Source organism: Pseudomonas sp. Q11 (assembly GCF_024494355.1).
GTDB lineage: Bacteria > Pseudomonadota > Gammaproteobacteria > Pseudomonadales > Pseudomonadaceae > Aquipseudomonas > Aquipseudomonas hefeiensis.
In genome coordinates, this window is the sequence record NZ_JAKNQY010000005.1 from 192,647 (window position 1) to 208,237 (window position 15,591).

The 15,591-nt window shown below is 60.5% G+C and carries 13 protein-coding genes; 5 read left to right on the top strand and 8 right to left on the bottom strand.

The annotated features are described in order from the left end of the window. Positions 1-3: 3 nt before the first annotated feature. Positions 4-1,377 (bottom strand): GTPase/DUF3482 domain-containing protein, encoded by a 1,374-nt coding sequence (locus MA884_RS08095; protein ID WP_256229948.1) that lies wholly within the window; start codon positions 1,375-1,377, stop codon positions 4-6. After that, positions 1,370-2,737, bottom strand: coding sequence for a DUF2868 domain-containing protein (locus MA884_RS08100; RefSeq protein WP_256230019.1), 1,368 nt, complete (start codon positions 2,735-2,737; stop codon positions 1,370-1,372). The genes MA884_RS08095 and MA884_RS08100 overlap by 8 nt, the downstream gene beginning before the upstream one ends. Positions 2,738-2,812: 75 nt before the next feature. On the opposite strand from MA884_RS08100, the gene MA884_RS08105 reads away from it, so the two are divergent. Further along, on the top strand, positions 2,813-3,325 hold the full coding sequence (locus MA884_RS08105; protein ID WP_256229949.1) for a dihydrofolate reductase: 513 nt from the start codon (positions 2,813-2,815) through the stop codon (positions 3,323-3,325). 44 nt (positions 3,326-3,369) lie between these two features. Here the strand turns inward: MA884_RS08105 and MA884_RS08110 are convergent, their stop codons facing one another. Further along, entirely contained in the window at positions 3,370-4,761 is a 1,392-nt protein-coding gene (locus MA884_RS08110) for an L-cystine transporter (protein WP_256229950.1), read from the bottom strand. Positions 4,762-5,002: 241 nt separating this feature from the next. On the opposite strand from MA884_RS08110, the gene MA884_RS08115 reads away from it, so the two are divergent. After that, complete coding sequence (locus MA884_RS08115) at positions 5,003-6,058, top strand: haloacid dehalogenase-like hydrolase (protein WP_256229951.1); 1,056 nt, start codon at positions 5,003-5,005, stop codon at positions 6,056-6,058. Positions 6,059-6,373: 315 nt separating this feature from the next. On the opposite strand, the gene ilvD is transcribed toward MA884_RS08115, so the two are convergent. The 5 genes from ilvD to MA884_RS08140 all read right to left on the bottom strand — a co-directional run bounded on the left by ilvD (position 6,374) and on the right by MA884_RS08140 (position 13,348). Beyond that, entirely contained in the window at positions 6,374-8,215 is a 1,842-nt protein-coding gene (ilvD, locus tag MA884_RS08120; RefSeq protein ID WP_256229953.1) for a dihydroxy-acid dehydratase, read from the bottom strand. 267 nt (positions 8,216-8,482) lie between these two features. After that, the gene (locus MA884_RS08125; protein WP_256229955.1) at positions 8,483-9,688 is read right to left on the bottom strand and encodes an MFS transporter; all 1,206 of its coding nucleotides are present in this window, start codon (positions 9,686-9,688) and stop codon (positions 8,483-8,485) included. Continuing rightward, positions 9,681-10,634, bottom strand: coding sequence for a diiron oxygenase (locus MA884_RS08130; RefSeq protein WP_256229956.1), 954 nt, complete (start codon positions 10,632-10,634; stop codon positions 9,681-9,683). Before MA884_RS08130 ends, MA884_RS08125 begins: the two co-directional genes overlap by 8 nt. Continuing rightward, positions 10,631-11,713, bottom strand: a complete 1,083-nt coding sequence (locus MA884_RS08135; protein WP_256229957.1) for a SagB family peptide dehydrogenase — start codon at positions 11,711-11,713, stop codon at positions 10,631-10,633. Before MA884_RS08135 ends, MA884_RS08130 begins: the two co-directional genes overlap by 4 nt. Before the next feature lie 438 nt (positions 11,714-12,151). Beyond that, on the bottom strand, positions 12,152-13,348 hold the full coding sequence (locus tag MA884_RS08140; protein WP_092395418.1) for a class I SAM-dependent rRNA methyltransferase: 1,197 nt from the start codon (positions 13,346-13,348) through the stop codon (positions 12,152-12,154). Positions 13,349-13,547: 199 nt separating this feature from the next. Between MA884_RS08140 and MA884_RS08145 the strand changes: the two genes are divergently transcribed. From MA884_RS08145 to MA884_RS08155, 3 genes are read left to right on the top strand one after another with little or no spacing between them, the layout of a single operon-like run. Continuing rightward, complete coding sequence (locus MA884_RS08145) at positions 13,548-14,363, top strand: HDOD domain-containing protein (protein WP_256230021.1); 816 nt, start codon at positions 13,548-13,550, stop codon at positions 14,361-14,363. Between the two features lie 44 nt (positions 14,364-14,407). Beyond that, entirely contained in the window at positions 14,408-15,220 is an 813-nt protein-coding gene (gene mutM / locus MA884_RS08150; protein ID WP_256229958.1) for a bifunctional DNA-formamidopyrimidine glycosylase/DNA-(apurinic or apyrimidinic site) lyase, read from the top strand. A 52-nt stretch (positions 15,221-15,272) separates the two neighbouring features. Further along, positions 15,273-15,590 (top strand): multidrug transporter, encoded by a 318-nt coding sequence (locus tag MA884_RS08155; RefSeq protein ID WP_256229960.1) that lies wholly within the window; start codon positions 15,273-15,275, stop codon positions 15,588-15,590. Position 15,591 lies beyond the last annotated feature (1 nt).

The window sequence follows — 15,591 nt, forward strand, 5'->3', positions numbered from 1 at the left end:
CATCTAGAGCTGCTCGGCCAACTGCTCGATCTGTTCCTGGCGTTCAGTCTGGCTCAACCGCGCCTGCGGATTAAGCGACGACCATTGCGGATACGCCCTGGCCTTGTTCAGCGCCTCGGGCAGTTTGCCCTCGCGCCAGGTCTTGTCCTGGGGCGGGGCGATGTGGATGCTGTCCATTGCCGCATGGCCGCGCTGGTTGAGGGCTTGCAGCAGTTGTTGTTGGCGTAGGGCTAACAGGCGCAGCACGCTGTCGTCCACTGTCAGCTCCCGCTGGCCCTTGAGCTTGCCCATCAACCGATTGCCATAGCTGCGGGCGGTTTGCAGGGCGCCACCGGCAATGGCTCCGGCCAGGGCGGCGGCGCCGAGGGTCAGTCCGCCTACCAACAAGTCCACACCGGCACCGGCCGCCGCGCCCGCCGCGATTCCGCCACCCACACGCACGCCCAACTGTTTGAGGGTGTCGGGATTGAACAGGTCGTCGCCCCAACGGCCGTCGAGTAGAGGCAAATCGCTGGCGGCGGCGTCCTGGGGGCGGAAGGCGTAGAGCTTGAGCAAGGCTTCGACGCAGCGCTGCTCCCGCTGACGCACTGCGTTGCGCAGCTCGCTGATAGCCTGGCGTTCCAGCTCGGCATCGCTGGCTACGCTGCGTCGGCAGGCGGCGCAATCGATCAGCAGTTCGGCGATCAAGCGCTTCGCGCTCTGCTGGCGTGCCAGGCGTTGGGCCTGTTGATCTGCGATCAGTCGTTCCAGTTGCCCACGGGCGCTTTCCAGCAACAGCGCGAGGCTTTCATACAGGCGCCGCTCGCCATCCTCGGGCGGAGCGACGCTGTCGAAGCGTACCAGGGCGTGCAACCCCAATCGTGCCAGGGCTTCGCGCCAGTCGGGCTCGCGGTGGCTGGCGCTGCTGACGAAATTCAACACCGGCAGCAGCGGTTTGCCGCAACTGGCGAGCACTTGAAGCTCATCCCGGTACTTGGCCAACACTGGCTCTCGCGCATCGATCACATAGAGTCCGGCGTCGCTGGCGAGCAATTGCCGCAGCACTTTGGCTTCCTGTTCGAAGCGTTGTTGTGCCTCGCTGCCGTCCAGGAACCGCGCCAGGCGTGCCGGTCCGTCCAGGCGCTCACCGGGACGCTCCAAGCGTTCGAGGTAGTCAAGCAGGGCGATGGCGTCTTCCAGGCCTGGCGTATCGTACAGTTCCAGTAGCGCTTCGCCGTCCACCGACAGGCGCGCGCCCTCGACGTGTCGGGTCGTGCTCGGTCGGTGGGAAACTTCGCCGAAGCCAATGTCCCGGGTCAGTGTGCGCAGCAACGAAGTTTTGCCCACATTGGTGTGGCCGACCACGGCCAGCTTCAGCGGCTTGTTGGGTTCAGTCATGGCCGGTCTCCAGCCAGTTCAAAGGCGCGCAGTCAGCGAAGGGCAATTGCAGCTGTTGGAGCGCGTTGTGCCAGTCGCCCAGGCGTTCGGCATCCAGCGCTTGCCCGGGCGGCGCCTGCAACAGCCAGATGCGGGTGGCGCTGGCGCTGCGGGCCAGCTCGGCGATCAACGCCAGGCTGCCACGATCCGGTGAACGTCGCGGGTCGCAGGCAATCGCCAGTCGCGCGGGAGGAAATCGTGACAGTTGTTCGAGGAGTTTGTGGCGGGATTCGCGGCTGTCGAGCACACCGGCGTTTTTCACTGTCTCTGGCAGTTTCGGTGGCCAAGGCCGGTCGTCCAGTTCGATCGCCACCAGCAATGCACCATCGCTTTCCAGCGCACCGACGTTTCTTTCAATTTGATGCAGGTGCGCGGGTGCGGCATCGTTGATGCCCAGGCGCTCGCTGCTGGGCATCAGCCGCTCCCGCAGTTGGGCATAGCCTGGCAGGTTCAAGTCCAGGCGCAGCGTGGCGCGTCCGCGACGCCAGCGCCACAGGCACAACAGCGCCAGGCTCAGGCGCGGCAACACGCCGTAGACCAGCGTTACGCCCACCAGCCATGCGGCCCAGGCCTGGCGGGCGCTTTCGATATTCAGCGCGGCGTCGCCACTGGCGCGAATCATCTCTTCGGTTGGCCCGCTCAAGCCGAGCAGGGCGGGCAGGGCGCCGAGGGCCTGGGTCATGACGACGAAGGTCTCATCGCCGAGAATGGTGGTTTCCCATACAAAACCGTAGCGCCGGGTGGCCATCAGCAGCAGTACGATGACCAGCGCGCTGAGCATCGCCAACAGCCACAAACCGTTGACCAAGGCACCGAGGGCCCATCGATTGAGCTTGTGCCGTTGCAATAACAGCAGCAGGGCTGGCGCCAGTTGCGCAGCCTTGGCATCGCGGGCAAGTTTTTCGCTGAGCCACAACCACAGGCGCCCCAGCGCTGCACCTTGCTCACCCGCAAAGATCAGGCCCAGGGCCCAGCCAATAAGCAAGATCAGGTTCAACGCCAACAGACTGCCCAGGGCCCAGAACACATTGACCGGCGTTTGTCCGTCGCCGAGTGCGGCAAACCCCAGGCCAGCGCCACTGATGATGGCGAGTACAGCCAATATGATCAGCGCCAGGCGCGCCCCTTGCAGCCAGCGATGCAGGGCCTGGCTGAGGCCGTCGCGCTCGGCCAGCCAGCGGGCGCGGTGGCGGATACGGCTGGATAAGTCGCCACCCGCCGCGCGGGCCAGGCGATTGGCTTCCTGGTCTTCGAGCGGGCCGGCGTGTTCTTCACGCAAGCGTACCGTTTCGGTCAACCAGAGGTCGTGCAGTTCTGTCAGAGGTTCAGGCACAGGCGCTTCCGTCGCAAATGAGGGTTGAGCATAACCGCTGTGGCCTCTGGTATCCTCGCCGGCATGAAAAAAACACTCCCTTTAAGCCTGATCGCAGCCCTCGGTGAAAACCGTGTGATCGGCGTCGACAACAGCATGCCCTGGCACTTGCCGGGGGACTTTAAATACTTCAAGGCCACCACCTTGGGCAAGCCGATCATCATGGGCCGCAAGACCTGGGATTCCCTCGGTCGGCCGCTGCCGGGGCGCTTGAATATCGTGGTCAGTCGTCAGCCGGGCCTCGTGCTGGAGGGCGCGGAAGTCTTTTCCACGCTGGAGGCAGCGGTGGAACGGGCCGAGGCGTGGGCGTTGCAGCAGGGTGTCGGTGAACTGATGTTGATCGGTGGCGCCCAGCTGTACGCCCAGGCCCTGGATCAGGCGGATCGCTTGTACCTGACCCGCGTGGCGTTGAGCCCGGATGGTGATGCCTGGTTTCCGGCGTTCGATTCGAGCCAGTGGGAATTGGTTTCGAACCAGCCGAATCCGGCCGAGGGCGATAAGCCGGCCTACAGCTTTGAGGTGTGGGAAAAGCTGTAAGCCACATGTGGGAGCAAAGCTTTGCTCCCACAAGTATCAGGCAATCAAGCCTGCACCAACTCCCCATGCTCCTCGGCATCCAGTAAAGCCTTGTCGGTCTGCTGCATCACCTGGCTGGTGATCGCCCCGGCGGTGATCGAGCCGCTGACGTTCAACGCGGTGCGGCCCATGTCGATCAGCGGCTCGACGGAAATCAGCAGTGCCACCAGTGAAACCGGCAAGCCCATGGCCGGCAACACAATCAATGCGGCAAATGTCGCGCCGCCACCGACGCCGGCCACCCCGGCCGAGCTCAAGGTGACAATCGCTACCAGCGTCGCGAGCCACACCGGATCCAGCGGATTGATGCCCACGGTCGGCGCGACCATCACCGCCAACATGGCCGGGTAGAGGCCGGCGCAGCCGTTCTGGCCGATGGTGGCGCCGAACGACGCGCTGAAGCTGGCAATGGCCCGGGGAATACCGAGGCGGCTGGTCTGGGCTTCGATACTCAGCGGGATGGTCGCGGCGCTCGAGCGGCTGGTGAAGGCGAAGGTCAGGACCGGCCAGATCTTGCGGAAGAAACGCAACGGGTTGATTCCAGCGGCGGACACCAGCAGGCCGTGAACCACGAACATCAGGCCCAGCCCCAGGTACGACACCACCACGAAACTGCCGAGCTTGATGATGTCCTGCACGTTGGAACCGGCCACCACTTTGGTCATCAGCGCCAGCACGCCGTACGGGGTCAGCTTCATCACCAGCCGCACCAGGCGTGTCACCCAGCTTTGCAGGGTGTCGATGGCGTTGACCACTTTCTGACCTTTTTCCACGTCATCCTTGAGCAATTGCAGCGCCGCGACACCCAGGAAGGCCGCGAATATCACCACGCTGATGATCGAAGTCGGCTTGGCCCGGGCCAGGTCGGCAAAGGGGTTCTGCGGAACGAACGAGAGCAGCAGTTGCGGGATATTGAGGTCAGCGACCTTGCCGGCATAGTCGCTCTGGATCACCTGCAGGCGTGCGATTTCCTGGGTGCCGGCCACCAGGCCTTCGGCGGTGAGACCGAACAGGTTGGTCAGACCGATACCGATAAGCGCGGCGATGGCGGTGGTGAACAGCAGCGTGCCGATGGTCAGGAAGCTGATCTTGCCCAGGGACGAGGCGTTATGCAGGCGCGCCACCGCGCTGAGAATTGAGGCGAAGACCAGCGGAATCACGATCATTTGCAGCAACTGCACGTAACCGTTGCCCACCAGGTCAAACCAACTGATCGAGGCTTTTAGCACCGGGTTGCCAGCGCCGTAAATCGTGTGCAGGACGATGCCGAACACCACGCCCAGCCCCAGTGCCAGCAGCACTTTTTTGGCCAGGCTCCAGGTGCTGTGACGGGTTTGCGCCAGAGCGAACAGCAAGGCGAGGAACACCAGCAGATTGAGGATCAGCGGCAGATTCATCAAAAACTCCCATGAGACTTGTGCCAGTCGCCTGAAGCCACGACTGCGAGCCGGGAAGCCTAACAGGCTGATATCTAATGAATTAATAATAAAAAGGCATGTGGATTGTCGTTTATGGAATAAGGCAATGACGTTTATGGGCATGCCGCTGGCGCTATCAAGACGTAAGCGGTCGCGGGCAGGTGAGAAACGTCACAAGCATTTGTTAGCGTCGAGCTCTTTGAACCTTGGAGAAACGCCGATGAAGCTTGCACCTCACCTTCTCGTTGTCGCCTTGGGCCTGGGCCTCGTTGGCCAGGCGCTCGCCACTGAGCTCAAGCACTGGCCTGCGCAACAGGCCAAGGCCTTGGACGCGATGATTGCGGCCAACGCCAACAAAGGTAACTACGCGGTGTTCGACATGGACAACACCAGTTACCGCTATGACTTGGAGGAGTCGTTGCTGCCGTTCATGGAGAACAAGGGCCTCATCACCCGCGAAACCCTCGACCCGTCCTTGAAGTTGATGCCGTTCAAAGACACGGCCGAACACAAGGAAAGCCTGTTCAGCTACTACTACCGTTTGTGCGAAGTGGACGACATGGTCTGCTACCCCTGGGTTGCCCAGGTGTTTTCCGGCTTTACCCTCAAGGAACTCAAGGGCTACGTCGACGAACTGATGGCTTCTGGCAAGCCGATCCCGACCACGTATTACGACGGCGACAAGGTGGTCAACTACAACGTCAACCCGCCAAAGATCTTCACCGGGCAGGTCGAGCTGTACAACAAACTGATGGAAAACGGCATCGAAGTCTATGTCATGACCGCGGCTTCGGAAGAGCTGGTGCGCATGGTCGCCGCCGATCCGAAGTACGGGTACAACCTCAAGCCGCAGAACATCATCGGCGTGACCACGCTGCTCAAGGATCGCAAGACTGGCGAACTGACCACCGCCCGCAAGCAGATCAGCCATGGAAAATATGACGAGAAGGCCAACCTCAGCCTTGAGTACACACCGTATCTGTGGACCCCGGCGACCTGGATGGCCGGCAAGCATGCGGCAATCCTGACCTACATCGACGAATGGAAAAAACCGGTGCTTGTGGCTGGCGACACCCCCAGCAGTGACGGCTACATGCTGTTCCACGATGTGAACGTGGCCAAGGGCGGCATTCACCTGTGGGTCAACCGCAAGGACAAGTACATGGACCAGATCAACGGCATGATGGCCAAGCACGCCGCAGCTCAGGCCAAGGAAGGGCTGCCGGTGACGGCGGACAAGAACTGGGTGATCGTCAAGCCGGAAGATATCCAGTAAACCCCACGACGCCTTGTGGGAGCGAGCCTGCTCGCGAAAACGGTGTGTCAGCCAACTGAGATGTTACTGAGCCGACGTCATCGCGAGCAGGCTCGCTCCCACAGGGATCTGCGGGGGCATGCAAGGCTTGCGAACGACTCGGACTACTGTGGGAGCGGGCTTGCTCGCGAAGACGGCAGCACATTCAACATCGATTCCGACTGACACACCGCTTTCGCGAGCAGGCTCGAACAGTTGATCATCGGTGGTTTGTTTCACGGCAAAAAAAATGCCCCACCTTGGGTGGGGCATTTTTTTATTGCCGTTTATGGACGCTTACAACCCGTCGAGCATCGCCTTGTTACGCACCGCGCCCTTGTCGGCGCTGGTGGCGAGCAGGGCGTAGGCCTTGAGGGCAGTGGTGACTTTGCGCGGACGTACTTCCACCGGCTTCCAGCCTTTGTTGTCCTGTTCAACACGGCGCCCGGCCAGTTCTTCATCGCTGATCAGCAGGTTGATCGAGCGGTTCGGAATGTCGATCAGGACTTTGTCGCCGTCGCGCACCAGGCCGATGGCACCGCCAGCAGCGGCTTCCGGTGAAGCATGGCCGATGGACAGGCCCGAGGTGCCGCCGGAGAAACGGCCGTCGGTCAGCAGGGCGCAGTCTTTGCCCAGGCCTTTGGACTTCAGGTAGGACGTGGGGTAAAGCATTTCCTGCATGCCCGGACCGCCTTTTGGCCCTTCGTAGCGGATGATCACGATATCGCCAGCCTTCACTTCGTCGGCGAGGATCCCGCGCACGGCGCTGTCCTGGCTTTCGAAAATCTTGGCGTTGCCTTCGAACACATGGATCGATTCGTCGACGCCGGCGGTTTTCACCACGCAGCCATCCAGAGCAATGTTGCCGTACAGCACGGCCAGGCCGCCTTCCTTGGAGTACGCGTGTTCGACGCTGCGAATGCAGCCGTTCTCACGGTCGTCGTCCAGGGTTTCCCAGCGAGTGGACTGGCTGAACGCAGTTTGCGTAGGAATGCCCGCCGGGCCGGCCTTGAAGAAATGATGCACGGCTTCGTCGGTGGTCTGGGTGATGTCCCACTTGGCGATGGCCTCGGCCATGGTTTTGCTGTGTACGGTCGGCAGGTCGGTGTGCAGCAGGCCACCACGGGCCAGGGAGCCGAGGATGCTGAAGATCCCGCCGGCGCGGTGCACATCTTCCATGTGGTATTTCTGGATGTTCGGCGCGACCTTGCACAATTGCGGCACGTGACGGGACAGGCGGTCGATGTCGCGCAGGTCGAAATCGATCTCGGCTTCCTGGGCGGCGGCCAGCAAATGCAGGATGGTGTTGGTGGAACCGCCCATGGCGATGTCCAGGGTCATGGCGTTTTCGAACGCCTTGAAGTTGGCGACGTTGCGCGGCAACACCGACTCGTCGTTCTCGCCGTAGTAGCGTTTGCACAGTTCGACGATGGTCCGGCCGGCCTGCAGGAACAACTGTTCGCGATCGCTATGGGTGGCGAGGGTCGAACCGTTGCCCGGCAGGGCCAGGCCCAAAGCTTCGGTCAGGCAGTTCATCGAGTTGGCGGTGAACATGCCGGAGCACGAACCGCAGGTCGGACAGGCGCTGCGCTCATACTCTGCGACCTTCTCGTCAGAGGCGCTGGAGTCGGCGGCGATCACCATGGCGTCGACCAGGTCAAGGCCATGGCTGGCGAGTTTGGTCTTGCCGGCTTCCATCGGGCCGCCGGAAACGAAGATCACCGGGATGTTCAGGCGCAAGGCCGCCATGAGCATGCCGGGGGTGATCTTGTCGCAGTTGGAAATGCACACGATGGCGTCGGCGCAATGGGCATTGACCATGTATTCGACGGAGTCGGCGATGATCTCGCGGCTGGGCAGCGAATAGAGCATGCCGTCGTGGCCCATGGCGATACCGTCATCCACGGCAATGGTGTTGAACTCTTTGGCTACACCGCCTGCGCGTTCGATCTCCCGGGCAACCAGTTGGCCCAGGTCCTTGAGGTGAACATGGCCTGGCACGAACTGGGTGAAAGAGTTGGCAATAGCGATGATCGGCTTCTTGAAGTCGTCATCCTTCATGCCTGTGGCGCGCCACAGTGCACGGGCGCCAGCCATGTTGCGGCCATGGGTGGATGTTTTCGAGCGGTAATCAGGCATGGAGCACTCCGGGCGGCAAATCAGGTACGTATCAGGTATCAATGGGAAGTGAGCTTCTGTTGACGTCTGGAACACCCGGGTTTGGCCGTGTGTCCGGAAGTGACCGATGACTTTGCAGGATCGCTGCGCGCCTCAGCATGAGCTCATAAACCCGCCGGGGATGAATGGCGATGAATGTCGCGATTCTACACCCCTGGCGTCAGGATGAAATGACGCAAAGCGCTGATCGCAGGCCAATGTCGCGCCCGGGATGACGACCGGCAGCGTTCAGCCCGTCAACAGCGCCCTGTGACGATGCCGGAGCAGACCATTGAGTCCCAGTCCCAGGACGCTGAGCAATATCAGACATAGGGCCAGCGTGGTTTGCAGGTCCAGCGGAGTGAGACTGAGCACGGCACTGGTCAAGCCGCCGACGATGAAGATCAGTACGCTGCCTGCCGAGGCCGATGTACCGGCTTGCTCGGGGAATATATTCATCGCCCGGGTGTGGGCAGCCGCACGAGCAATGGTCGTTCCTGCGGTGCACACGATCATGGGCAGCAGCAGCGTGGTGACCGACAAGCCCAGATGGCCGGAGAGCCCAAGCATCAATACACCCGCCGTCAGGATCAGGCACAGGCCTGTGAAGATTTGCGTCTGTGGGTCGATCCGGTTGCTCAGCACGGTAGCGATCGCTCCCCCGCCGATATAGGCCAGTCCGTAGCCCAGCAGCGCCAGGGAAAAAGCTTCGGGCGACAGGTGCAACTGGTCGATGAAAACCAGGGGTGAAATGACGATGAACGAGAAATGGCAGGAAAAAGCCAGCGCCGACGTCAGCCAGTACGCCATGAAACTGAAGTCACTGCATACCTTCCGGTAGGACGCGATGAAGTCCAGGCGCCTGGGTTGGCTATACGTCGGCAGAGGCTTGAGTAAAAGGCCGGCGCTCAAAAGTACACTGACGGCCAGGGCAATGAACACCAGGAAGCTGCCACGCCAGCCCATCCAGCTTTGCAGCCCTGTACCGGCCAGGGGCGAAACGGAAATGAAAATGCCGCCGCAGGTGACCAGGAGAATCCGTAATCGTTGCTGCTCCTGGCCTGTAAACAGGTCCTGGATCAATGCCTGAGACAGAACGAAACAACCGCATCCCACGGCTTGGACGACCCGGAAAAACAGAAAGGACCAGTAGTCGTTGGCGAGTACGCACCCGGTTGCACCAATGGCGGAGACGATGATCCCGATCAACAACAGGTTTTTTCGCCCCATGGCGTCGGAAAGCGGGCCGACCAACAATTGCGAAAGGGCGATACCCACCGCGAACAGGCTGACAGACAGGGCAATATCGGACGATGGACGCGCAAAGTGTTCGGACAGTGCGGGAAACGAAGGCAGCACCACATCGATGGGGAATACGCCGAGCAGGGTCAGCGTCAGCAATAAGCCGACAGTCGCCGGTTTGCGTGTCGCCGGAAGGTCTTGGGTGTCAGCCATCGATAAACCCCGCGTGGAAGAAAATCTGCCGATTGAGGGCATTGTCGAAGAACCCTGCCTTTTGCATGGCCGCAAAGGTTGATACTGCCCCCGAGCGAACCCGTCGGGCGTGGGCGTCCGGTTGCAGGAGGCCTGTAACGATCTTCAGGGAGTCCTGCTCGTCGAAACCGACGCTGGCGAGGCTGCGCATCAACCAGGGAGTGTCGGGCTCGAAGTAAAGCCCGATGATGTCCAGCAGCAGCCTTGTGGTCAGGTCGCGCTGTGGCGGGTCCAGGGCGGACCACAGGTACTGGAACACCTCGCTGAAATAGCGGCTATGGCGGGCCTCGTCTTCGAGATGATTCCTGAGCATCAGGTAAACCGTGGAGACCAGCGTGTCGCGGGTAATGGACAGCAACTCCTTGGCGATGATCGTTTCGGAGACGAACCCCAGCAGAAACCACGCCAGAGGGCGATCCGGGGGGCTGGCGGCGGCGATCACGTCCAGCAGGCGGTCGATGCGCCTGGGGATCGCTCGGTCGCGGATGTCATACAGGGTGGCGATCTGTTCGGCTACTTCATTGGAAAACAGCGCGTGATAACCCTCGTCGGTGTAGAGCTGTAGGGCGGCGGTTTTCATCTGGCTGGGGATCGGTATGGCCAGTTCGCCATGGACGATGGTTTCCACCGCGCGATTGACGACCCGGTGTTCGAGCAAGGTGGTGTAGTCAAGGAAATACACCAGGTGATTGGCCGCCAGGCGTTGGGCAATGGCGCGCCCCGCCTGGTTGATCAGCGGGTGTTCGATATAGGGTATGAAGGCTGGCGCAAACCAGTCTCGACTGGCGAGTTGCTGCTCCAGATCGTCGGGTAGGCGGTAATCGTTTTTCCGCACGCGCACCGCAGCCTTGTTATCCCAGTCGCCCAAGGTGTAGCGAGGCGTGTGTGTAAAGCTCGGACCGGTCATGACCCAGTGTCCTGACTATTGACCAGCGCCATCAGTTCCTTGCAGTGCACCTGCCCGTCGCCATGGCCGCAGCCGACAAAAAACAAAGGCTGCTCGGGGGTGTCTTCAAGGCCAAGCAGCCGCTCCACCTGACGGTCGCTCAACGCTCCGGTCAGCCAGGTATTGAGGCCCAGTGCAGTCGCCACCATCAGGAAAACCTGGGACACGTGCCCCGTTTCGACAAAAGCCATCCGATAGGCACGGGAGTGCTCGTATTTCCACCAGAGTTTGTCGAAGCGCGAAGTGACGAACAGCCCGAATGGCAACGGATTAATGAAGTGTTGACCGCTTAGCAATTGGCCCAGGGGGGCATCCGGTAGCGGCCGCAAAAGGCTCAGGGCGTGCGCGTCGGGGTGATAGGCGTAGACACCCGGTTCCAGGCCGCAGACGTGGCGTACGTATAAATAACCTTCGCAGGTATTCAGGCCGCCGCCCGAGGGGCTGCTGCGCCGTGCGCCCAGCGCTTCGGGATGGCCGGTCTCATGGATGAAAGGGCGCTCGTTCAGGTAGCCCAGGGTCAGGTACAGGAGGGTGCTGACCTGCTCGATTGAAATGGGTTGTTCGTTGAATGAGCGAGAGGTGCTTCGACTGACAAGCGTCTGCCCCAGCGAAACGTCCTCCATGTCGACCAGGGAGCAGGGAGGCAGGGCAATCCGGTCGACCGGGCACGATTTTACGCGGGTGGGAGGCGTCGGTGATGAGAGAACCTCATTGCAATGCTGTAGATACAGAATCGCCCATTCATTGATATCTTTGGGGACACTTTCACAAGGGATATTTTTGGTGCCGATATGAAATATTCTGGATAACTCGTCCCATCGCCATTCGAGGGTTTTTTGGGGTTCTGCAGTCAATATGCTGGCATTCAGGAATTCAATATCGATGGGGTTACAAGCGTCGAAGTCTGAAGGATCGTCAATCAGTTGTGCCAGTCGAGTCGAATAATTAATATCGAGCTCGAACTGAGTGTGCTGCTCATAGTTCCATACGATCTGGTTTGGCGAACGCGCAAGTATGAAAAGGCACGGGTTTATATGCATTAGGTTTGTTTCCGCTGGGTGGGCCGTCTAGACGGGGCTGAGGTGCCGGCATTCCTTAACCCCGTCCTTTACTTACTTAGCGGCTCTTTGGAACAATCAGGCCCGCCAGGTTCGCGATCTTGTTAGCTTCCAGATTGATTGCTTTCATGATACAGCTCCTTTGTTTGAATAAGGGGTTTGAGTAAGTGTTGTTTTTTTGATAGCCGTCACTTGCGAAGTGACAGTTCAATCATAGTTTTTAATGAGTGCTTGGCAAGGGGATATTGAGTAGGAAAGTTCTAGTAATAATGTGGGACTGCTCATACAAAAAATTTATTTGTAGGTATTTACTTAAGCGCTCGGTAACTTTTCGTACGTGCAAAAAAAACGCAGCCAAGGCTGCGTGTGATGAAGGTCAGTGTGCGGGGCGGGAGTCTTGGCTCCGGCCCCGCAAACGATTCAACTGTTGGGCAACAACCGGCAGGTGATGCTCTTGATGTAGCGGGTTTCGGCGATGGCGGGGTGCACCGGGTGGTCCGGTCCCTGGCCGCCGCGTTCGAGCAGTTGGATATTGCGATCCAGGTGACGGGCGCTGGTCAGCAGGATGTTCTGCAGGTCGTCTTCGGGCAGGTGCATCGAGCACGAAGCGCTGACCAGGATGCCGTCCTTGCTGAGCAGGCGCATGGCTTGTTCGTTGAGGCGACGATAGGCGCCTTCACCGTTCTTCAGGTCTTTCTTGCGTTTGATGAAGGCGGGCGGGTCGGCAACGATGACATCGAAACGTTCTTCGCTGGCCTTGAGTTCCTTCAGGGCTTCGAACACGTCGCCTTCGATGCAGGTCAGCTTTTCGGCAAAGCCATTCAGCGCGGCGTTGCGCTCTACGCCATCGAGGGCGAAGGCCGAGGCGTCGACGCAGAATACTTCGCTGGCACCGAACGCCGCGGCTTGCACGCCCCAACCGCCGATGTAGCTGAACAGGTCCAGTACACGCTTGCCCTTGGCGTACGGCGCCAAACGTGCGCGGTTCATGCGGTGGTCGTAGAACCAGCCGGTTTTCTGGCCTGCCATGACCGGTGCTTCGAACTTCACGCCGTTCTCTTCCAAGGCGACCCATTCCGGTACGAGGCCGAACACCGTCTCGACGTAGCGGTTCAGGCCTTCGGCGTCGCGGGCGGCGGAGTCGTTCTTGAACAGAATACCGCTGGGCTTGAGGACCTGGGTCAGGGCTGCGATCACGTCTTCTTTATGGGCTTCCATGGTGGCGGAGGCGATCTGCACCACCAATATGTCGCCAAACCGGTCAACCACCAAGCCAGGCAACAGGTCGGAATCACCGTAGACCAGGCGATAGAACGGTTTGTCGAACAGGCGCTCGCGCAACGACAACGCCACGTTGAGACGATGCACCAGCAGGGATTTGTCCAGTGGCAGTTTCACGTCACGGGACAGCAGGCGGGCGCAGATCAGGTTGTTGGGGCTCATCGCGACGATACCCAACGGCTTGCCACCGGCGGCTTCGAGGATGGCCTGGTCGCCAGCCTTGAAGCCGTGCAGCGGGGTGGCGGCTACATCGATTTCGTTGCTGTAGACCCACAGGTGGCCGGCGCGCAGGCGACGGTCGGCGTTGGCTTTGAGGCGCAGGCTGGGCAGGGACATGACGTCGCTCCGGAAAAAAGAGCGGGAGTATAACGTGTTGAAGCGCGTACGGGGCTCGTGGTGGACATGTGGCGCGATTTGCCCGACGGTGTATCGGATCCCTCTTTAAGGGTTAGAATCGCCGCCTGACCCAGAGTGTATGCCCATGTCCGAAGAGCTTTCCGCCGCACAGATCCAACAGTCCCTGCAAGGCATCAGTGTGCCGCCCCAGCCGCAGATCATGGTGGATCTGCAGATGGAGCAGTACATGCCTGATCCGGACCTGGAGACCATTGCCAAGCTGATCTCCCAGGACCCGGGCCTCTCGGGTGCCTTGCTCAAGATCGTCAATTCGCCGTACTACGGCCTGCGCAACAAGATCACTTCGATCCAGCGCGCGGTAAACCTGCTGGGCAGCCGGTCGATCATCAACCTGATCAATGCACAGTCAATCAAGGGCGCGTTGCACGATGACACCATCGTCACCCTGAACCGCTTCTGGGATACGGCCCAGGATGTGGCGATGACCTGTCTGACCTTGGCCAAGCGCGTCGGCGTGGAGAATGGCGACGAAGCCTATGCATTGGGGCTGTTCCACGATTGTGGCGTGCCGTTGATGCTCAAGCAGTTCCCCAACTATATGAGTGTGCTCGAGCAGGCCTACGCCAGTGCCAGCTCAGAGTGTCGGGTGGTGGACACTGAGAACCGTGTGTTCAACACCAACCATGCGGTGGTCGGGTATTACACCTCCAAATCCTGGCGCCTGCCTGACCATGTCAGCCAGGCCATCGCCAACCACCACAATGCCCTGGCGATTTTCAGCGATGGGTCTTCGCACAACAACAGCCCGCTGAAAAACCTGCTGGCGATCTTGAAAATGTCCGAAAACATCTGCGCATCGCACCGGGTCTTGGGCAATCAGGCTGTAGACCATGAGTGGTCGTGTGTCGGCGCTCTGGTGCTCGATTACATCGGTTTGTCGGAATACGATTTCCAGATCCAGAAACAGGAAATTCGCGACCTCGCCACTCGCTAAGCATCGAAAACCAGCGCCAAGCCTTCGCCTGATTCGAGAACCTCATGCCAGAACTGCCGGAAGTCGAAACCACCCGCCGCGGAATCGCACCACACCTTGAAGGACAGCGTGTCAGCCGCGTGGTCGTACGCGATCGGCGCTTGCGCTGGCCGATTCCCGAAGACCTTGACGTGCGACTGTCGGGGCAGCGGATCGTGCAGGTGGAACGGCGGGCCAAGTACCTGCTGATCAACGCCGAAGTCGGCACCTTGATCAGCCACTTGGGCATGTCCGGCAACCTGCGGCTGGTGGAAATCGGCATGCCCGCCGCCAAACATGAGCATGTGGACATCGAGCTGGAATCCGGCCTGGCTTTGCGCTACACCGACCCGCGCCGCTTTGGCGCGATGCTCTGGAGCCTCGACCCGCTCAATCACGAACTGCTGATTCGCCTCGGACCGGAGCCGTTGACCGATCTATTCGATGGCGAGCGCCTGTTCCAGCTTTCGCGAGGGCGTTCCATGGCGGTCAAACCGTTCATCATGGATAACGCGGTGGTGGTTGGGGTCGGCAATATTTATGCGACCGAAGCGCTGTTCGCCGCCGGGATCGACCCGCGCCGGGAGGCCGGAGGCATTTCCCGGGCGCGCTACCTGAAACTGGCGATCGAGATCAAACGCATCCTTGCCCATGCCATTGAGCGCGGCGGTACAACGCTACGTGATTTCATCGGGGGAGACGGCCAGCCCGGTTATTTCCAGCAGGAACTGTTCGTGTATGGCCGGGGCGGCGAGCTGTGTAAGGTCTGCGGCACGGGGCTGCGGGAAATCCGCCTGGGCCAGCGCGCCAGCGTCTGGTGCCCGCGCTGCCAGAGCTGATCCGTCCTGCGGTCTATAGTCAGTGGTACTGATTTAGCCGAAGGATCGCCCAATGAAACTGCTTCGACCTGTCGTTCTAGTACTGCTGCTGAGTGTCGGTTTGCCTGCCATGGCGAACAGCGGCAGCGGCGACCCGCGCTACACCATCCAGAATCCGCCTGCCTACGCCATGATTGGCGACCTGCTGATCGCCCGCCCATTGCTGCTCGCCGCCACCGTGATCGGTGCGGGGGCATTTGTGGTGTCGTTGCCCTTTACTGCGTTGGGCGGAGGCGTCGGTGACGCGGGGAAGGCGTTGGTGGTGGACCCGGCGAAGGCGACGTTTGTGCGGTGCCTGGGATGTGTTGGCGAGGGGTTTGAGCAGGAGTGAT